Here is a 19,629-nt window from a genome sequence, read left to right as displayed (position 1 = left end):
GTCGGCAAAGGCTTTTTTAGGCATTTTTTTGTAGGGCCAGATCGTTGCTACAAAATCATCTTTCGTGCCTCTTCATTAAAGAACATAGTGACGTCTGGATAAGCGTCAAGATTGACCTGCTGTAGTCTCATGATCTTTTCAAGGAAGATGGAGTCGTTGAACAGTTTACTAACAATTATTTCGCACCAAGCCGGGGTATGCCTGAAAGCATCTACCAGCAATTGAACCTCATCAAATCGGAAAAACAGGATATATGAAGCATAGTTCTGAAGCAGTGTCTTGAAACAGTGGTTAGCGTATGTACTGGAGTGACCTTCAGCTTGAATAAGGAAATCCCGCATGATCTGGAATAATGCCTCCGGTTCCTCTGTATACAACTGTAACATCTGACTCACGTTGTTAATTAACATGATGATTGGTTCCAAACCTTCCTCTGAAGGCATGTTTAACTTGGGAGATCGGCCTTCAATGGTATATAGCAGTTCCAGCGTCAGGCGTTTGCAGGCTTGGATCTCTTCAGCAGTGATTACGATTTGTTCCCTGTATTCATTTCGAAGTAAGGTGTAGTGATCATGGTATGCCGAAAAATAATCCTCCAATGAAATGTCGGTCTTCGTATGTACAAGGTGTTGTTCGCTGAATGAGCAGGCATATAATGTATCTTCATTAACCGGGTGTGCATAGAGGTAAAAAAAGAAGAAAAAGTCACGTAACAGATGCTTTTGTTCCTCGCTGAATTGGGGAATTTCGCTTAGCTGAGACAATTGGAAGAAGCTATAGCTTTTCATAAATTCATTCATGGCACTGTAGGTGTTATACGTGTTGATCGACAGCGTGGTGTTGATGGTAAATAACAGATAATACATAATCATTTCGTCATAAACATCGAGCTGTTCAAATGGTTCTGAGAGAGTCGGCTTCCAGTCTGGCCTTGATCCATAATAGGGATCTTTCGGACGCAGTCTCGACATCCAGTTTGTAAATGTCTCATCTGGGTGGGATACCATAAACAGTTCGGCACTATTATCCTCATACAAACCATACTCCATATAATCTGTGCACGAAGGCTCAGGCTTAACTCCACAATTGAATTTGAGCCGTATATAATCAGAATATAATTTTTGAAGTTCCATCGTCCTAACCTCGTTTCTGCATCATTCTCTAGGGTTCTTCTTTGTTATATTCGACACAATTTTGAGCACTCCCCCTGGATTTGGGAAAGATCATAAACCACATATATCTTTTGGTGGATATAAAAAAGAATTTCAATGGTGTGTCGTAATACTTTCACCCTGTTGGCATATCGTGGAATCTGAGATGATGGGTTCACCAGAGATTCGGGTGACGAACTTCGAATCGCTGGCCTTCAGGCTATTGCGATCCTTCCTTCTACAATCATTGGAGATCATAGGGTCGCAGCTCTCCTGAAGATCTCATTATCAGAGAGGAGGCGTCCAGGCTATCACATTCCTTCCTTCTAACCCTAACCTATCATGTTATATAGGGATGTGGCTTTCCTGGACTCTTTTATCATGAACAATACGATCTATTTGCGCAGAGCGAACAAACTCATCATTGAACCCAACGAAGGGAAGCAACAGTTGCCGAAGACACACCTGGCGACTGCCCTCAAGAATATTGAAACGCTCGGATACACCTTCTCGGATGAGTTAATGCAGGCGATGCGGCAGCTGTCCAAGGAACAATTTGAAACCGTATATATTCAACTTGTGGCTGATCTGAGAGTCATGGTCGGCGCACATGTGAAGTACACACCGATGTATGCAGGATTCCCGATGCAGGTGATGCAAGCGGATGAAGCGGAGTTATATCTCAATGCGATTATTCATTATCTGACCAATCTGACTGTGGTCTACCCGGATCAACCATCTGTGGAGAGAATGCCTTTGCTGGAGAAGACGGACTTGAAAGTCATTGGTTTGGGAAACAAACAAGCCTTCCAGACACTCATTCGTCAGATCATTGAAGCGAAAGGTTCCATCTCGGAAACAGACAAGAAAGATATCGATACCGTGTTGGAGCATGCAGATCCAAGTGAAGTGGATGCGATTCTGCCCGCCGAGATTCCGTTCAAAGAAAATGTAGGCTTCGTGGTCTCCTCGCTGTTGAAGCATGAAAAGGCGAACATCGACCGAATCGGCATGTATTTCAAAACGGCAAGTGATGTCCTGCGTCTGGCTGTTGCTTGGTCGAATGGTGATGTCAGTCTCGCTGCGGCTTCTCCCTTCCGAAAATTCAAACGCCGTGAGAGACGCCTTTTGCTCGGATTATTGGAGCAATGTGGCTCCATCACGGAGGATATGCTGCGTTATAAGGATCGCTGGATTCGCCTTGGCGAAATTCTGCATCCTTCGGAATATAAGCTTCGGTATCCACGATGCGATGAAGCCTTTGATATTTTGCGTAATAATAAGCCTTATTCGACCTTCAACGGAAGTGTGGAGCTTGCCTTCCAATATCGGAATGTATGGAGTCTAATCGATCTGTTGTCGCAGCGTCCAGGTGAATTTGCGAGAAAACTGGATCACATGCTGCGGATAACTGAAGATGAAGCGTATGTACTGTTGGCCTTTGGTGAAGTGGCTGCACAGGTATCCACACCCGTGTTATTGCAGGTGAGACAGCATTTCGCACAGCGGAATGAAGCCTCGGATTTGCGGGTCTTTTTTCCGAAAGGCAATGTAGCAAAGGCTTTTGGCATCCCGAATGAGCTGCCGGAGCTTGACGAGGCGGTCTGTCAGGAAGTCGTGGAATTGTGCGAGCAGGCCTTGATTACACGGTTCGCTGACTTCCCAGCACTCGGAAAGACGTATATTGATGAACGTCTCCAGCATTATCTGGTTCCTTTTTCACAACGATCCGCGAGCAAAGCTCTGCGAACCATTGTGCGTGGAAGCCGTATCCCGATGGGTGAAGGTGACACGATACGTTTCTTCAGCTGGTGGAAAGAGGGCGAGGTGGACGGCACACCTACGGGGCGTGTGGATATTGACTTGTCGGCGGTCATGTATGACGAGAATTGGAATTACGTTGAACATATCTCCTACACCAATCTGCGATCCGTCAAATACAAAGCGGCTCATAGTGGGGATATTGTGACTGCACCACATGGTGCAAGTGAATTCATTGATCTGCATATCCCCTCAATCGTGAATTATGGCGGACGCTATGTGGTGACGACATTGCACTCCTTCACGAGCCATCCGTACTGTAATTTGCCGGAATGTTTTGCAGGCTGGATGATGCGCAAGAAGCCGGGCTCGGGTGAGATCTATGAACCAACTACTGTCCAGAATAAAATCGATATCACAGCGGACACCCAGCTAGCCATTCCTGTAATTCTCGATCTGGTTGAGCGAACAATCATCTGGACGGATCTGGCGCTGACCAGATATCCGGACTACAACAATAACGTAGAGGGGAATCAGAAAGGTATCGTGCTGATGGGTAAGGCGCTGACCACATTACGCAAACCCGACCTGTATGACTTGTTCATGCTGCACGCCAAAGCGAGAGGGGAACTGGTGGACACGAAGGATCAGGCCGATACCATCTATGCGGTCGATGAGGGCGTGACGCCGTATGATATTGAGCAGATTATGGCGGAGTATCTTGCCTGACCTGTTTGACTTGAAACCGCGATATGTGTGTATCAACATTAAAAAAGAGTAGCTTATGCTGCTCTTTTTTTCTGGTATGTGTGCACAGAGCCTACAGAAAGGTGCAGGTAATGTCGGATGCAAAGAGAAAGACTTTGTTAAGCTTGAATTAACGTGGGAGGGATGATATGGATACGCTGAGGCGGTTAAATGAAGCCTTGAATTACATGGAAGAACATCTGACGGACGCCCTGAATATGAAGGAGATTTCCCGAATTGCCTGCTGCTCGGAGTATCATTTTACACGTATGTTCTCTTTTCTAAGTGGTGTAACGCTCTCGGAATATATTCGACGTCGCCGCTTGACGCTAGCGGCCATGGAGCTAAGTCAAAGTGACAGCAAAATTATTGATATTGCGCTGAAATACGGGTATACATCGCCCGATTCTTTCACTAGGGCATTTCAAAGCTTGCATGGCACTACGCCCTCCGAAGCGCGGAACCATGGCCCATCTCTTAAAGCCTTCCCGCGGATGACATTTCAACTGACCATTCAAGGAGGAAACGAAATGAACTACCGTATTGAAGACAAAGAGGCTTTTCGAATCGTGGGTATTCGTAAAAGGGTGCCGATCGTATTCAATGGGGTGAATCCGGAGATCGCTGCGATGTACCAGCAGCTTACACCGGATTTAATTGATACAATTAAGGGGGCATCGAACGTCCAGCCTCTGGGCTTAATTAGTGCTTCTGCCCATTTCAGTGAGGGGCGTATGACGGAACAGGGAGAACTGGATCATTACATTGGCGCAGCTACGACCAAAGAAACGCCTGAAGGTCTGACACAGCTTGAGGTTCCTGCTTCGACGTGGGCCGTATTTACGGTCGTGGGTCCTTTCCCTGACACGCTTCAGGAGGTCTGGGGCCGGATCTACGCAGAGTGGTTTCCTTCATCGGACTATGAGCTGAGTGAGGGTCCTGAAATGTTATGGAATGAGCACAAGGATGTTACTGTTGAGCAATATAAAAGCGAGATTTGGATACCTGTTCGGAAGAGATGATATCTTCTCTAGATGGGTATCCGCGAACGCAGCTTTTGAAGCTGCGTTTTTCGTTTTCAGAATTACTAACGGATCAATTCGTCGTTTTTATTGCGATTATATGTAATATAATGGTATTATTTTATTGAAATTGTAAGATTTCTTTTATTCAGCAATGTGTTTTAAGAAGGGGGCGAGCATAAATTGAAATGAAGTGGTGACCTATACGTAATCGGATATAACATTCCATGGATTGTGGACATGCCCACATATGCAGACATATAGATATGAGACGGAATTAAGTTGTTATACATCATATTGTAAGCGCTTCACAAATTAATCTGACAGGAGGAGTATTTGCGTGACTCAACGTTTCGTTAAAAAGGGAATAGGTATGTTTTTACTCATCGTCATGTTTTCCACGATTTTGGTTTTCCCTGCCTCCACAAGCCATGCAGCCACCATCCAAGTCACAGACAACGGCTCCAGAATTGAAGTGAACACCGGTTCGGGATTAGTCTATGTAGTGAACAAAACGAATGGTGATATTATATCAGCCAAAATGAATGGCACGGAGCTGAACAGCAATAGGGGATCACATATTGGCTCAGGGTTGGGATCATCTGCAAATGTAACGTGGAATAAGTCACCTTCGGGTTCAACGGTGTTAATTACCGTTTCCACCAACACATTGACTCACTATTATGCTTCGCGTGGTGGCGAGAACATCATATACATGGCAACGCATATCACGGCTCAACCTTCGATTGGAGAGTTACGGTACATTTTCCGCGGTAATGGTAGTGTGTTGACAGGTGTTCCGGCGAATTCTAACAACCGGGGTAATACTGGAGCGATTGAAAGTCAGGATGTGTTCGGGTTTGCCAATGGACAGTCTGCCTCCAAATATTATGGTAATGATCAGGCCAAAGACTTATCCGTTCGTGGAGTGACGGGTAATGGCGTTGGTGTATTTATGGCCTACGGCAATCGGGAAAAAAGCTCTGGCGGCCCATTCTTCCGTGACATCCAGTTCCAAAGTGGAACGGAGACGGAAGTCTATAATTATATGAACTCGGGCCATGCACAAACGGAAAATTGGCGCCTGGGTCTGCACGGACCATACGCTCTGATCTTCACCACAGGGGGGACGCCAAGTGTACCTGATTTCAGTTGGATGTCTGGTTTGAATCTGCAGGGCTGGGTATCCAGTCGGGGGAACGTGGTGCTTAATGGTCTCTCCGGGATGGATACAGGGTACGCGTACACGATTGGGTTCGCCAATAGCAATGCTCAGTATTGGGTGGGTACCTCTTCAAGTGGGGCAGCCGCCAAATATAGCATGATTCCAGGGACATACACCATGACAGCCTATAAGGGAGAACTGGCGGTATATACAGAAACGGTTAATGTCACGGCAGGCCAAACGACGACGCTGAATACCCGTACGATCAACAATGATCCGAGTCAAGCCTCCAGCATCTGGCGAATCGGTAACTGGGATGGTACACCACGGGAGTTCTTGAATGGACAGACCATTCCGATCCGTCACCCGTCCGATAGTCGTAATCCAAGCTGGGGGCCTGTCACCTATGCTACGGGCAGCGCGACCAATCGATTCCCGGCCATCCAATTCCGTGGTCAGAATTCACCAACCACAATAACGTTTAACTTGAATGCATCTCAAGCGGCATCTTCCCATATGCTCAATATCGGGATTACCGCAGCCTACAATAATGGCAGACCTAGCGTAACGGTTAATGGACATGCATTAACCAACCCTGCCGCGTCTTCACAGCCCAATTCTCGTAGCTTCACGATTGGTACCTACCGTGGCAACAACACAACGTTTAGCTGGAATGTCCCAGCATCTTACTTCGTGAATGGTTCCAATACGATCACCATTACACCGATCAGTGGTTCCAGTGATCTAGGGAATTGGTTAAGTGCAGGATGGGTCTACGATTGTGTGGAGTTACTGAATTGAATGAAGAATTCGATATCGTGGAAGAAATGAAGGAGGTAGCCTGCCTGGTTTTCTTAACTGGGTCCAGGTTACCTTTTTATTCTTTGCATTGCGAATGAGTAGATATTGATTCGTGACAGGCTCAAGGATCTGGCTTGGCTGGAGAAGGTGATCTAGATAGTGGTATAATTTTCAATACGTAATCATGAGTGAATGAACGGGGAGGAAAAAGAAATGAGAGACGATCTGTTGGTTCAATTGCAGGAGTGGCATGAAGAAGATGAATTTCAGGAAATTGTAGATGCAATTCAAGCGATTCCTGTGGAAGAAAGGGATTATGAGCTGGTTAACCATCTGGGACGAGCGCTGAATAACCTGGAACGGTACGATGAAGCGGTTGAACAATTCCTGACGGTTGCTGAAGAGGGTACAGGTGACCCACTCTGGCATTATCGGATTGGACTGGCTTATTACTATCTGGAGCAGTATGCGCATGCACAGCAAGCGTTCGAAAGAGCGGATGAATTGGAGCCTGAGGATGAAGATACGCTGGAGTTCCTGGAATGGATTCGAAGTAAAATGGATGAGGAGCCCTCAGAGGAACTCTTAGAGGAATCCGTAGATGAATCGGTGGATACCGTCCCATCTGTTACTGAAATCTCATATGAACCTGTTAGTGTTAGCCATCTGGAACCAACAGGTTTTTGGAATGACAGTGCTGAAGCCGTGGATCAATATGTGTTGGCCCCACCTACCGATGGACAGATCGAGTCAATGGAGGAGCAGTTGGTGTTCAAGCTGCCAACATCCTATATAAACATGATGAAATTACATAATGGTGGTGTTCCCCACTATCGGTATTATCCTGTTAGCCAAGCAGAAGCTGCCAAGAAAATCCGCGTTGAGGTCAAGGGAATACTGGGTATTGGACGTGAGAAAGCACATTCGTTAGGTGGTCAATCGGGTAGTCGGTACATCATCGAGCAGGGAGGGTACCCCGAGATTGGTGTTGTGTTATGTGAGTGCCCTTCCGATTCGGAGATCGTGATGCTGGATTATCGTGAATCCGGCAATGCTGGTGAGCCCGAGGTTGTTCATGTGGATAAAAATGAAAACTACAAGATCACTTGGCTTGCGCCCAATTTTGAGACCTTTATTCAAGGTCTGGTGAATGAAGAAAATCAACCTGCAAACCTTCAAGGTGTACTGTAAGGAAGAGCTGGAGTTCCTCTTTATACAAATCGTTGAAATTGAAAAGGCTGCACCCTAGCGAAGGGAGCAGTCTTTTTGCTGTCCGGTTATTGGTGTACACGGCCATGTTGCCGAGCTATGCATATGTCAAAGAATGAGAATAGATGAATGAGATCTGTTATACAAATCCAAAATAAGGATATATGGGTATGCTCGTTGCATAAAGGAAGTGACTCTGATAATATTTAGACATGCAATATTTAGATGTCTAAATATAATAAGTCTAAATAGCTTGGTTTCTTCACGTAAGGAGCTTAAGCATCATCGTAAGCATGAATGACAATACGTTAGGAGTGATCCACATGGGAAAATTAGATCATAAAGTAGCTATTATTACTGGCGGTGCCTCGGGAATCGGAGAGGGCATGGTAGATCTTTTTGCGCAGGAAGGCGCCATCGTCATTGCAGCAGATATTAATGAGGAAGCACTGGAGAGAGTAAGCCAAAAAGAGAATGTGTACGGAATGAAGTTGAATGTATCTTCGGATGAAGATTGGCAGGCACTGGCGAAAGTAGTGAATGAACGATTTGGGAAAATTGACATTCTGGTCAACAATGCAGGCATTTCTTCAGAGAAGCCATTTGAGGAAATCAATGCACAGGATTGGGAGAAAATGCTCTCCATTAACGGTTACGGCCCATTCGCTGGCATGAAACATGTCACTCCCTATATGGCAGCCCAGAAAAAAGGTTCCATCGTCAATATCTCATCATACACGGCTATGATTGGACAAGGCTTTAACCATTACTCGGCATCCAAAGGCGCGGTACGTGCATTATCCAAAGCCGCTGCGACCACCTTTGGTCGTCAAGGCATTCGGGTGAATGCACTTTTTCCTGGGATCATCGAAACACCAATGACCCAATCCTTGAACACATCGAAAGAACTGCTTGAACGGTTAATTCAGGCAACGCCTTTGCAGCGTCTGGGCCAGGCAATAGATATAGCCAAAGCAGCGTTGTTCCTGGCGTCGGATGATTCTTCGTACATTACCGGATCTGAACTGGTGATCGATGGTGGCTACTCAGCCCAATAGCGTGTAAAATGATGACAGCCCTTAAGTTAAATGAGGGCTGTTGTTTTATTTTTCAAGGAGGATCTAATGGAAGAACAGAACATTTTCGAGCTTATACACAACATGGATAATTTCACCAACAAGTTGATCATACAATGGAACAAAGCATTCAATGAAGACCTCGGTGTCTCTCATGTGCTTGTACTCAGCCATCTCCAACAGAATGGAAAAAGCCGACCTTCGGATATTGCAAAAAAATTAGGATTCACGCCGCCTACACTCAGTTATTTATCGGACAAGATGGTAGCCAAGGAACTAGTCGTTAGAATGGTTGATGAAGCGGACCGTCGCATTATTTATTTGAACATTACGGATAAAGGGACCGAAGTCCTCGGAAGAGCAATCTTGGAGGGCCAGCAGCTGCGTAAGAATTTATTCCAGAAATTAAACGAAGAGGATCGAGCGCAACTAGTCCGTATTTTTGAGAAGATGAATCGGGAAGATTAAGCAATAGACTCGAAGGGAGACCGAAGGTGATATGGAGGAACCGCTCAAAGTATATAACACCGCAGTTGAAGCTTTTCTTGAAGTGATCGGGGGAAAGTGGAAGCCCGTTATTCTATTCCATCTTACCTTTGGCAAGAAACGTAATGGTGAACTGATGAAACTGATCCCTTCGATCACCCAGAAAGTGTTGACTCAACAACTTGGTGAACTAACGGAGGCGGGGATCATTGTCCGAATTTCCCATCACCAGGTCCCGCCTAAAGTGGAGTATGAGTTAACAGCATATGGGTGGACTCTTAAAGAGATTCTTCATCTGATGTGTAGGTGGGGCGATATACACGTGGAGAATGTTTATGGTGATCGAGGAAAAATTCTGTTTAAGCCACCAACGACTACGGACCGTTGAGGGACTGCTATGAGCCGATTCTGGAATTCAGGAATCGGCTTATTTTGCATTTTATTTACGTTACGGAAGGATATTGCGATCACGTAGATTTCTAAAAATATCCATAAACATAGCCTCAGTGTCAATGAAATCATGAAATCCGAAGCGGCGAGCCTTGGAACCATCTGCGAAGAAATCGTAATCCCACGAGAAGACAAAGTCACCAAATGCCCAGGAAGAGACATCATCATAAAGGGTGTTCACCAAACCATACTTTTCAATCATGGACTTCCATAGATCTTCTTTATCTGCCATCACAGTTGCAAGTGAGAGGGTGAGTGGAGGTGCGGTTTCCATTTCAAAAAAAGCAGCGATTCGGGGCCAAAGCTCATTCCAGCGAAACAGATCGCCATTGGTGATATTAAATGCCTGATTGGCACATCGCGGATCGGTTGCTGCCCATACGGTTGCATGAGCGAGCAATGTGGCATCCGTCATTTCAAGCAGCGAATGATACGCTCCTGGTTTTCCAGGGAATCGAAGTGGTAAGCCAAGTTCCTTGGAGATAGCCGCATATACGCCAATAACCATGGCAAGATTCATTGGATTACCCAGGGCAAATCCACACACCACAGACGGGCGAAGGGCTGACCAGGTCCAGCTGTTTCCGGGTTGCCGTTCCTCGAGAAACTGCTGCTGATTGACGTTGAATTCGGGGGGCATATGATGTGCATCCGTTTCTTTGGCAGGTGTTTTGAATGGGCCCAGATGCGCACCGTATACTTTATAACCTTGCATTAGGCTAATATGTTGGAGATTTGGAGCGATCGGTTCAATCGTATTCACCACATTAACGAGCATGGCCAAGTTGGGCTGTACCAATTCGGCCCAGGTTGGGCGATCCTGATACGCGGCGTAGAAAATATGCGTAACGGTCGTTAAATGACTTAGTTTGTCTTGTGTGTCTGCTTCATTCAGTAAATCAGCTGATATATAACGTAATCTGGGGGCATCTTCCCCTCCGCGGCGAGATACACCAATGACATTCCACTCGGGAAGTGTCATCAGATAATCAATAAGGTTTCTTCCAATGACGCCTCCAGCACCGATAACAAGGGCAGTGTAGCGGATAACAGATGGTTCGGTTTGCAATGGACATGCTCCTCTCTTCTTCTGTTCATATTGTGGGCCAGAAAAAGAAGGATGAGAAGTACGCACCTCAAAGTCATATACGTACTTTGAAGTAATATATGAGCCTGGAGCAGGATACGAGCGTTATAACCTGTACGTTCAATGGGTGTTACTTGTAACTTGCCTCTAACGACAAGAAGCTGTAAAAGGAACAATCGATCCTTTCACAGCTTAGATGTGTCTGTATATTCGTTCACTAGATATGATGTAAATATGGTTTACGCCGGATATCCGCCACCTGGAGGCGGCCACGCACCGTAGAAGCGACGTAGCAGAACAATCTCCCCTAGATGGTACGAGTTATGGGAGGCGATATTGCGCAGAAGTCCTGCTTTGGTTTCCCCCGGGAAATAAAGTAGTGGCTCATCTAATTGTGCTGTTTCTGCAATGGTTACCGCTTGATCAACCCCAGCCAGGAATGCCTGAATATCTGCCTTCCAGGTTGCTTCGTCCTGAGGGCCTTTCCCCTCAGGCCAGCTCTCACTCGCGTTAGCAGGGGGCTGTGGCTTGCGTCCTTCCAAGTGTTCGAGCATGAATTGCTGCCAATAATGCATATGTTTCACCAACTGATAGATCGTATAAGGCATGGCCTCGTGCGTACGAGCAGCAAGTGTGACATCGATATCGGGTAGAGCATGGGCGATGCGGATATGACCGCGTTCCCCCACTAATGATTTAACAAGGGCTTGCCCGAAGCTTTGATTCGCATCTGACATATGAAACCTTCCTTTCTTCCAGACCGGATTGTTAACTTGTCTTCTATTTAATATTATACAATTAAATTGCTAGAAATTGAAATTGGGAAATGATAACCATAATACTTAAAATGCCTATGATATAATAGTGAAAATAAATCTCAAGACCTCAGGGTCGAGGAGGAAGCTCCTGTGAAAGTGATATTGGTTGACGACGAACGTCTAGCGTTGATAGGCCTTCAAAAATCACTAGAAAAAGAAGTAAGCGACATCGAAATTATTGCTACATATATGAATCCAACAGAGGCTATCGCAGGCATTGTGGAGCAGCACAGACCTGATGTTGTATTTCTGGATATCCATATGCCAGAGATGGATGGGATGGATCTGGGAAGACAGATTCAGGCGGTATCATCCGGCACCGAGATTATATTTGTAACCAGTTACGATCAATATGCGGTACATGCTTTCGAACTTCAGGCCTTGGACTATGTCATGAAGCCTATCCAAAAAGATCGATTGAAGCAGACGGTGAGTCGTGTAAGAGAGAAACTGAGTGTAAAACGCGAGCAACGTTCAAAGGATACAAACGTACCTTTGATTTGCTGTTTTAATCAGATTCAGTTTAAGCTTCCGGGCAAGGATATTCAGGTTGCCAAATGGCGCACAAGCAAGGCGCAGGAGCTGTTTGCATACCTGCTTCACCATCGGAACCAGGTTATTCATCGCAGTGTTCTGCTGGAGCTTCTGTGGCCGGGAATGGAAGAGGAGAAGACGGCACGCCAACTCTACACTACGATGTATCATGTCCGCCAAACCCTGAAAACTTGCAATATGGATATGATTAAGATTCAAAGTGGACACCTGGAGGCAGGTTATCGACTTGAATTGGGTGAGGCTCAGTTGGATAGTGAGCAGTGGGAACGGGAAATCAGGCAATGGAAGGCCGTAGACGCAAGTACCGTTCATGCCTATGAGCAAGCGCTTCATCTATATAAGGGTACCTATCTTGGTAATTATGAATACATGTGGGCTGAACCTGAGCGGGAAAGATTACGCTATCTGTGGCTGTATCATATGAGACAACTAAGTCTGTATTACCAGCAGCATGGACTGGCGGATAAAGTGATTGAGAGTACACGACGCATCCAGCATATGCTTCCGGATGAAGAAGAAAGTTATTTTATTCTAATGAAGTTATATGATGAAATGCACAACGATCTCGGTGTGGAGGAGCAGTATCGTCTCTTAACTACCAGAATGGAGCAAGATTTGGAGATACCGATTAGTGAAGAGGTCCGCGAATGGTACAGGGACTGGAAGCTGGGACTGATCAAGTCAGGACAGCGTATCCAATGAGGTTACGACAACCAAAGTCCGCAAGCCGTTTCAAATATGTTCTGATCCTGTCGATTATGTTAGTGGCATTGGTTGGCATGCGTTGGGTCTGGTCGCAGTTCTTCCCTGCGTTGGATGAGCATCACGCTGTGAATGGTGTACTTGACTTACGAGGTGTTGATCTGGAGCGAACGCCGATCATGTATCTGAATGGAGAATGGGAACTATATTCGAATGAATTACTGACCAGTAAGGATATTTCAGGTAGGGGAGGAGCTGCGGCAGGTGTAGTCCAAGTTCCGGGCAATTGGGAAAATGTCGAGAAGAATCGGGATCTGGAGAGTGCAATTGGCTATGCCACATACCGATTACGCATTTTGACGGATCCCCTCCAAACACCTGTGGCCTTCTGGTTCAAAAACATTCGAAGTTCATCCGAGATTGAACTCAATGGGGATATCACAGGTGGAATGGGGAGGATATCGGAGGATGCAGATACATATGTACCGAGAAGTAACTCGTATACGGCGACCTATGAACATGATGGAACCACCGAGATCGAATTACTCATTCGTGTAGCCAATTATGATAGCCCGTACATAGGAGGGATCGGTAAACCCGTTCGCTTCGGTTCCCAGGCGGCGGTTGATTACGCACGTTGGTATTCCATCGGTTTTCAACTGGCCATTTTTCTCGTTTTACTCCTTCATGGCATGTATGCCTGTATTCTGTTTGTGTTCAACCCCCAGGAGCGGGCCTTACTTGTTGCAGCTATATTAACCTTAGCTGTGGGCATCGTGGTTATGGCTGGTCATGATAACATTCTGATGTTATGGCTCCCTATTAACTATACGTGGGGGATCAAGCTTCGTCTGATTGGTCTGCTGCTGCAAAATGCCTGTATTCTGCTGTTGTTCCAGAGATTGACCGTGGTACATATCCCAACAAAGATCCTTCAATTAGGCATTGTCACGACATTGGCTTATATTGCTGTTATTTTGGCTGTGCCCATTCACGTTGTCTATGCCATGGTTCATTACGCTTTCATCGACTTATTCTTTCTCGTCTCTTCTCTCTGGTTCCTGTACATTGTAGGTGTCATGCTCTTTAGGAAACAGGCTGATCGAGATATGGTTTTCCTACTACTGACAGCCGGAGGCATCATATCCAATATGTTGTGGAGTACAAGTGAGACATCGAAAGATGTGACAACAGTCTATTATCCCATTGACATCATCTTTGCCATTACCGGCTTCTCCGCCTATTGGTTCAAGAAATACTTCAGAAATGCCAAGGAGAACATCAAGCTGAATACAGAACTGCAGAAGGGTGACAAAATTAAAGATCAGTTCTTGGCGAATACCTCACATGAACTGAGGACTCCGCTGCACGGGATCATTAACATCGCTCACAATGTAGTCACCCGAGAGAAGGACAAGTTGGATGGACGGAGCCTGGAGGATATGGAACTGCTGATTACGATCGGTCGGCGGATGTCCCATCTCCTCGGTGATCTACTGGATGTAGTCCGGCTGAAGGAACATCGTATTGTATTACGTCAGGCTCCTCTTTCCATACAGTCGGTTGTGCCAGGTATTATCGCCATGCTTCAATTCATGGCAGAACGCAAACCGGTCCACCTTCATATGAAGATTCCGGAATCGTTCCCGCCGGTCATGGCTGATGAAGAAAGGCTCGTTCAGATTTTGTATAATCTGCTGCATAACGCGCTTAAACATACCGAGGAAGGAACGATATCGGTGAGTGCCGAAATTCGTGAAGGACAGGCTCTGATTCATGTGACGGATACCGGCATTGGCATGGATGAGGACACGAGGATGCGCATTTTCCTTCCGTATGAACAAGGGTCATATGGAATAAGCGATGGACAAGGCATCGGGCTTGGACTGAACATTTGTAAAGAGCTCGTTGAATTGCACGGCGGGGCACTAACGGTTCACTCGGAACTCGGAAATGGCTCGATATTCAGCTTTGATCTGTCGCTCGCGAATGAAACCACCCATCAGACTCAGTCACAGCTTCCTCCGATATGGGAACAGGCCGCGGAGATGATGCAAGATGCACCTAGCGGATTCCTGTTACCCCGCTCAGGTATGGGGGACGAAGAAGTCATGGCGACAGAAGAAATGGCTCCGTTGTTAAAAGAGGGGAAAGCCACCATTCTGGCTGTAGATGATGATCCGGTGAATCTGGATGTGCTGGTCAGCATTCTGTCGAATGAACCCTACACCATAACTACGGCCCGGTCGGGCCAGGAAGCGATGGAACTGCTGGGCACACGCCAGTGGGATCTGCTCATAACGGATGTGATGATGCCCCATATGTCCGGATATGAATTAACCCAGAAGGTGCGTGAACAATACTCCATGTCAGAACTTCCGGTGTTATTGTTAACTGCACGAAGCCAGCCACCAGATATATATACCGGTTTTGCATCGGGAGCCAATGATTATGTCACGAAGCCTGTAGATGCGCTGGAGCTAAAATATCGGATACGTGCATTGACCATGTTAAATCAGTCCATCCAGGAGCGCTTACGCATGGAGGCTGCTTATTTGCAGGCTCAGATCCAGCCGCATTTCCTGTTTAATACGTTGAATTCACTTATGGTCCTAAGTGATATTGATACAGAGCATATGCGGAAGCTTGGTGAGGCTTTTTCATCCTATTTACGAATTAGCTTCAACTATCTCAATACAGGGGAACTGGTGAAATTATCATACGAGCTGGAACTCGTAGAAGCTTATCTTTTTATTGAGAAAACGCGATTTGAAGATCGATTGTCCGTGGTACTAAACGTAGAGCCGGATCTTCCTCTACTTCTCCCGCCGCTGTCGATTCAGCCCTTGATTGAAAATGCCGTAAGACACGGGTTATTAAGCCGAAATGTGGGTGGGACAGTATGCCTATCCATTACTCGCCATGAGGGTTATACCCGTATTGAGGTGAAGGATAATGGCAAAGGCATGGAACCGGAGAAGGTTGCAGAGCTGCTACATGCTACGCCAGGTGGAAAAGGCGGAATAGGCATTGTGAATACGAACCGCAGATTGTTGCAACGGTATGGTCAGGGATTATCAATTGTAAGTGAGCCTGGAGAGGGCACGATGGTATCATTTGATATTCCGGACGAGATATAAGGAAAAGGCCGCAGAAGTGAAGACTTCCGGCCTTTTTGTATTGCTTGCGTGTTCATTCCCTAATTTTAATTATTTCTAATGCATCTTTCATATGTTAGTATATTTAACATTAGAAGCGCAGGTTCGGGTAATGAGCGCTAAATGTTGTTATAGTGGGTGAAGAGAACGATGCGTAATTGGGTCAAAAATGAGAATGTGCAGATGACGGCCATTGCCTTTGCCACAGCGGTAGGGGCGCAATTCAAGATAAATCCGTTCCGGGAAGACTACTTCCGAATCGGGCTGGGGGTTAGCATTCTTTTATTTCTGCTGATGATTATGCCGCACCTGTCTTATGTGAAGACAGGAATCCTGACAGGTATGGCAAGTTTCCTGTTTCAGTCGGCAGATCTCATCAATCATGTACAGACCGTATCCATTCTGGAAAGCATGCGGGACAATCTGGGGGCAGGCGTGTATTATGTAGTCTTTGCCTATGGTCTTAGCAAGCTCAGGCATCGATTCCATGAAATGCAGCCTCTTCTGCTCGGCGGCCTGATTACCTGTATCGACTTTTCCTCTAACCTTGTTGAGCTGCTGCTTCGCGGCATGTTAAGTGGGACCAATATCTTTTATATGAAGGAATGGTTGTATCTGCTTGTGGTGGGCGGTCTGCGAAGTTATTTTATAATTGGGCTCTACAACAGCTTTGCGGTGAGACAGATGCGGCTTTTGCATGCAGAGCAGGAGAAACGGATGGAGCAGATGCTGAGTGTAAACTCAGGTCTGTATGGCGAGGTGTTTTACTTGAAAAAAGCAATGAATACGATCGAAGGCATTACGGCAGACAGCTATGATCTATATCGAGATCTTCGAGAGCAGGAGATGAACCAATACAGTCAGCGCACACTGGGCATTGCTCAGCAGATTCATGAAGTGAAGAAGGACTCACAACGCATTCTTGCGGGTCTGCTGAAATTGTATGATAACGAAAAAGCGGTCAACATGAGCTTGTCCGAAGTGCTGAACTTTGCCAGCAAAGCAAACCGAAAATATAGTGAGATGCTGCATAAGCAGGTGGAGATCGACATCGAGCAACATTATGATTGTGAGTCTCCGTATTACATTCCTCTTCTAACGATAATGAACAACCTGATTGCTAACGCGGTAGAGGCGATTGATTATGACGGGACGATCCGAATCCGTGTGTATGAGCAGGGAGATGACGTGCATTTGGTCGTGATGGATACTGGAAAAGGCGTACCTGAATCCAAACGGGATGTGATCTTTGAACCGGGCTATACAACGAAGTTCAATGAAGTCGGCATTGCTGCAACCGGCATTGGTCTGTCTCATGTACGTGATATCGTTCAGTCTTTGGAGGGACATATTAAGGTAGAATCGGGACTTCCGGAAGGGAAAGGGACTACATTTGCTATAGCTATTCCCAAAATGAATCTAATCAAGGGGGGCGATGTCGATGACACTTTCTATCATGATCGTGGATGATGATGTGGTCAGCCGAAGCATGCTGCATGATATCATTGAATCCTGTGGAATCGGCGAGCTTGCAGGTATGGCAGAGGGCGGCATAGAAGGAGCGCGGATGATCATGGATCTGCGTCCCGATGTGGTGCTGATTGATCTGTTGATGCCGGATCAGGACGGAATTGAGACGGTTGCGAAACTGAAGCACAGCGGGTATACCGGCAAATTCATTATGATCTCTCAGGTGGAGAACAAGGAGATGGTAGGTGCTGCCTACCAGAACGGAATTGAGTTCTTCATTCATAAACCGATTAATCGGGTAGAAGTGGAGCATGTGCTCAGCAAAGTGAATGAACAGTGGAAGTATGAACGCTACGTGCTGGAGATCAAGCAGTCAATGGCCCGATTAAATCTGGTGGAGGTGCCAGCCCCTGCCCAAGGTCGTTCGGTGCGAGATGCGGCTAGGAGCATTCTGATGGATCTCGGGATCATCGGAGAAAGTGGCAGCAAGGATATAGTGGCCCTTATGGAATATGCAATTGATCAGAAGCGTGCCGGGGAGTGGCCGCCGCTGAAGGAGTCATACGAAGCAGTGGCCCAGACGTACAAGTCTACGCCCAAAGACGTGGAGAAAGAGAGTAAGGCGATGGAACAACGTATTCGCAGAACGGTGATTGCCGCACTGACGAATATGGCCTCGATTGGACTCACCGACTATAGCAACCACAAGTTTGAGCATTATGCGCCCCTCTACTTTGACTTTCAGGATGTTCGAGTGAAGATGAGAGCCATGGAAGAAGATCAGGCAACCGACAAAGGCAAGGTGAATATCAAAAAGTTCCTGCATGTGTTCTATATGGAGACGATTGAAAAGATGAATAACTGAGATATGATATCTCATATCCAAAAGCCGAAATCCCGGAGGTAACACTTCACGGATGTTCGGTTTTTTGTGTTTTTAACGCTCGTTATTGTTATATAACCTTACATTAAATGCTGAAATAAGATCTTTTATTAGCACTTTTTTGCGTTTAACTATCAAAAAAACACTTTATGTTAATTTAAATTTCATAAGTTGTAATTATTTTATGTAGGATCATGTAAGTTCGCGTAGGGAGCAAATTACAATACGTACATAAATACAAATGGTCGATTCGGTCGATCCCAATCTAATTCGGAAAAGGGGTTTTTCTATGAAAAAGGTAGCATCCATTGTAATGGCGTCCGTTCTTGCTCTAACACTTAGTGCCTGCGGTGCAGCGAAATCGGGTGAAGAGAATAGTGCCCAGTCGGCAAGTGGTTCAGCTGTTGAGAAATACACATTTGGAACCGATGCAACGTATCCCCCTTTTGAGTTCCAGAAGGACGGCAAATATGTAGGAATCGATATTGACCTCATGAACGCGATTGCGGAAGAAGAGGGCTTTGAGGTTGAGATCAAACCGATGGACTTCAAAGGCATTATTCCAGCCATTACGGCGAATCAACTGGACGGAGCCATTGCTGGCATTAGCATTACCGACGAACGTAAAAAAGTGGTGGACTTCTCGGACCCGTATTATCAGGCTGGTCTGTCCTTAATCGTACATGAAGATAACGCGGACATCCAAAGTCCTCAAGATTTAAAGGGAAAGATTATTGCAATTAAAAAAGGAACCTCAGGTGCCAATCTTGCAGATGAATATGCAAAAACCTATGGGGCAACCGTGAAATATTTTGATGACAGCCCATCGATGTATCAGGAGGTCGCGAACAAAAACGCAGATGCTACACTGGAGGATTTCCCGGTCATTTCCTATAAGATTGCCATTGACCCGAACGCCAAGCTCAAAATCGTTGGAGATCGATTGAACGGTGACTTCTACGGCATTGCTGTTGCCAAAGGTGACACAGAGTTGCAGAAGAAGATTAATGACGGATTGAAGAAATTGCAGGAAAACGGAAAGTACGACGAGATTGTTGGCAAGTACCTGGGAACAGCGGCTAAATAGA

15 protein-coding genes are annotated in these 19,629 nt (G+C 46.0%); 12 read left to right on the top strand and 3 right to left on the bottom strand.

Annotated elements, in window-relative coordinates; genetic code table 11:
* Positions 1–47: 47 nt before the first annotated feature.
* Positions 48–1,133, bottom strand: a complete 1,086-nt coding sequence (locus tag MKZ12_RS29495) for a hypothetical protein (protein WP_339238811.1) — start codon at positions 1,131–1,133, stop codon at positions 48–50.
* A gap of 399 nt (positions 1,134–1,532) precedes the next feature.
* Between MKZ12_RS29495 and MKZ12_RS29490 the strand changes: the two genes are divergently transcribed.
* The 7 genes from MKZ12_RS29490 (at position 1,533) to MKZ12_RS29460 (ending at position 9,806) form a co-directional block, all read left to right on the top strand.
* Complete coding sequence (locus MKZ12_RS29490) at positions 1,533–3,641, top strand: TerD family protein (RefSeq protein WP_339258017.1); 2,109 nt, start codon at positions 1,533–1,535, stop codon at positions 3,639–3,641.
* A 167-nt stretch (positions 3,642–3,808) separates the two neighbouring features.
* The gene (locus tag MKZ12_RS29485; RefSeq protein WP_339258015.1) at positions 3,809–4,681 is read left to right on the top strand and encodes an AraC family transcriptional regulator; all 873 of its coding nucleotides are present in this window, start codon (positions 3,809–3,811) and stop codon (positions 4,679–4,681) included.
* A gap of 340 nt (positions 4,682–5,021) precedes the next feature.
* Positions 5,022–6,647 (top strand): rhamnogalacturonan lyase B N-terminal domain-containing protein, encoded by a 1,626-nt coding sequence (locus MKZ12_RS29480; RefSeq protein ID WP_339258013.1) that lies wholly within the window; start codon positions 5,022–5,024, stop codon positions 6,645–6,647.
* 213 nt (positions 6,648–6,860) lie between these two features.
* Positions 6,861–7,838: an SMI1/KNR4 family protein gene (locus tag MKZ12_RS29475; RefSeq protein ID WP_339258012.1), complete on the top strand. Its 978-nt coding sequence runs from the start codon at positions 6,861–6,863 to the stop codon at positions 7,836–7,838.
* A 341-nt stretch (positions 7,839–8,179) separates the two neighbouring features.
* The gene (locus tag MKZ12_RS29470; RefSeq protein ID WP_339238801.1) at positions 8,180–8,914 is read left to right on the top strand and encodes an SDR family oxidoreductase; all 735 of its coding nucleotides are present in this window, start codon (positions 8,180–8,182) and stop codon (positions 8,912–8,914) included.
* A gap of 66 nt (positions 8,915–8,980) precedes the next feature.
* Positions 8,981–9,400 carry a MarR family transcriptional regulator gene (locus MKZ12_RS29465; protein ID WP_339258011.1) on the top strand — a complete coding sequence of 140 codons (420 nt, stop codon included), beginning with the start codon at positions 8,981–8,983 and terminating at the stop codon, positions 9,398–9,400.
* A 31-nt stretch (positions 9,401–9,431) separates the two neighbouring features.
* Positions 9,432–9,806, top strand: a complete 375-nt coding sequence (locus MKZ12_RS29460) for a helix-turn-helix domain-containing protein (protein ID WP_339258010.1) — start codon at positions 9,432–9,434, stop codon at positions 9,804–9,806.
* A gap of 60 nt (positions 9,807–9,866) precedes the next feature.
* On the opposite strand, the gene MKZ12_RS29455 is transcribed toward MKZ12_RS29460, so the two are convergent.
* Entirely contained in the window at positions 9,867–10,937 is a 1,071-nt protein-coding gene (locus MKZ12_RS29455) for an SDR family oxidoreductase (protein ID WP_339258009.1), read from the bottom strand.
* Positions 10,938–11,194: 257 nt separating this feature from the next.
* On the bottom strand, positions 11,195–11,692 hold the full coding sequence (locus MKZ12_RS29450; RefSeq protein WP_339258008.1) for a DinB family protein: 498 nt from the start codon (positions 11,690–11,692) through the stop codon (positions 11,195–11,197).
* Between the two features lie 171 nt (positions 11,693–11,863).
* Here MKZ12_RS29450 and MKZ12_RS29445 point away from each other — a divergent pair, with 171 nt between their 5' ends.
* The 5 genes from MKZ12_RS29445 (at position 11,864) to MKZ12_RS29425 (ending at position 19,628) form a co-directional block, all read left to right on the top strand.
* Complete coding sequence (locus MKZ12_RS29445) at positions 11,864–13,030, top strand: response regulator (protein ID WP_339258007.1); 1,167 nt, start codon at positions 11,864–11,866, stop codon at positions 13,028–13,030.
* The gene (locus MKZ12_RS29440) at positions 12,976–16,170 is read left to right on the top strand and encodes an ATP-binding protein (RefSeq protein ID WP_339258006.1); all 3,195 of its coding nucleotides are present in this window, start codon (positions 12,976–12,978) and stop codon (positions 16,168–16,170) included. Before MKZ12_RS29445 ends, MKZ12_RS29440 begins: the two co-directional genes overlap by 55 nt.
* A gap of 168 nt (positions 16,171–16,338) precedes the next feature.
* The gene (locus MKZ12_RS29435; RefSeq protein ID WP_339258005.1) at positions 16,339–17,658 is read left to right on the top strand and encodes an ATP-binding protein; all 1,320 of its coding nucleotides are present in this window, start codon (positions 16,339–16,341) and stop codon (positions 17,656–17,658) included.
* The gene (locus MKZ12_RS29430; protein ID WP_339258003.1) at positions 17,630–18,523 is read left to right on the top strand and encodes a response regulator; all 894 of its coding nucleotides are present in this window, start codon (positions 17,630–17,632) and stop codon (positions 18,521–18,523) included. The genes MKZ12_RS29435 and MKZ12_RS29430 overlap by 29 nt, the downstream gene beginning before the upstream one ends.
* Positions 18,524–18,830: 307 nt before the next feature.
* The gene (locus MKZ12_RS29425; RefSeq protein ID WP_339258002.1) at positions 18,831–19,628 is read left to right on the top strand and encodes a transporter substrate-binding domain-containing protein; all 798 of its coding nucleotides are present in this window, start codon (positions 18,831–18,833) and stop codon (positions 19,626–19,628) included.
* Position 19,629: the final 1 nt, after the last annotated feature.

The organism is Paenibacillus sp. FSL R5-0713 (genome assembly GCF_037973325.1).
Lineage (GTDB): Bacteria > Bacillota > Bacilli > Paenibacillales > Paenibacillaceae > Paenibacillus.
Note: the sequence above shows the minus strand (reverse complement) of the source record. Positions and strands in the feature narration are given on the sequence as shown.

Coding starts and splice junctions, on each gene's coding strand:
- MKZ12_RS29435 (WP_339258005.1), top strand. CDS start 16,339: ATGCGTAATTGGGTCAAAAATGAGAATGTGCAGATGACGGCCATTGCC.
- MKZ12_RS29450 (WP_339258008.1), bottom strand. CDS start 11,692: ATGTCAGATGCGAATCAAAGCTTCGGGCAAGCCCTTGTTAAATCATTA.
- MKZ12_RS29440 (WP_339258006.1), top strand. CDS start 12,976: ATGGTACAGGGACTGGAAGCTGGGACTGATCAAGTCAGGACAGCGTAT.
- MKZ12_RS29490 (WP_339258017.1), top strand. CDS start 1,533: ATGAACAATACGATCTATTTGCGCAGAGCGAACAAACTCATCATTGAA.
- MKZ12_RS29465 (WP_339258011.1), top strand. CDS start 8,981: ATGGAAGAACAGAACATTTTCGAGCTTATACACAACATGGATAATTTC.
- MKZ12_RS29485 (WP_339258015.1), top strand. CDS start 3,809: ATGGATACGCTGAGGCGGTTAAATGAAGCCTTGAATTACATGGAAGAA.
- MKZ12_RS29425 (WP_339258002.1), top strand. CDS start 18,831: ATGAAAAAGGTAGCATCCATTGTAATGGCGTCCGTTCTTGCTCTAACA.
- MKZ12_RS29475 (WP_339258012.1), top strand. CDS start 6,861: ATGAGAGACGATCTGTTGGTTCAATTGCAGGAGTGGCATGAAGAAGAT.
- MKZ12_RS29470 (WP_339238801.1), top strand. CDS start 8,180: ATGGGAAAATTAGATCATAAAGTAGCTATTATTACTGGCGGTGCCTCG.
- MKZ12_RS29460 (WP_339258010.1), top strand. CDS start 9,432: ATGGAGGAACCGCTCAAAGTATATAACACCGCAGTTGAAGCTTTTCTT.
- MKZ12_RS29430 (WP_339258003.1), top strand. CDS start 17,630: ATGACACTTTCTATCATGATCGTGGATGATGATGTGGTCAGCCGAAGC.
- MKZ12_RS29495 (WP_339238811.1), bottom strand. CDS start 1,133: ATGGAACTTCAAAAATTATATTCTGATTATATACGGCTCAAATTCAAT.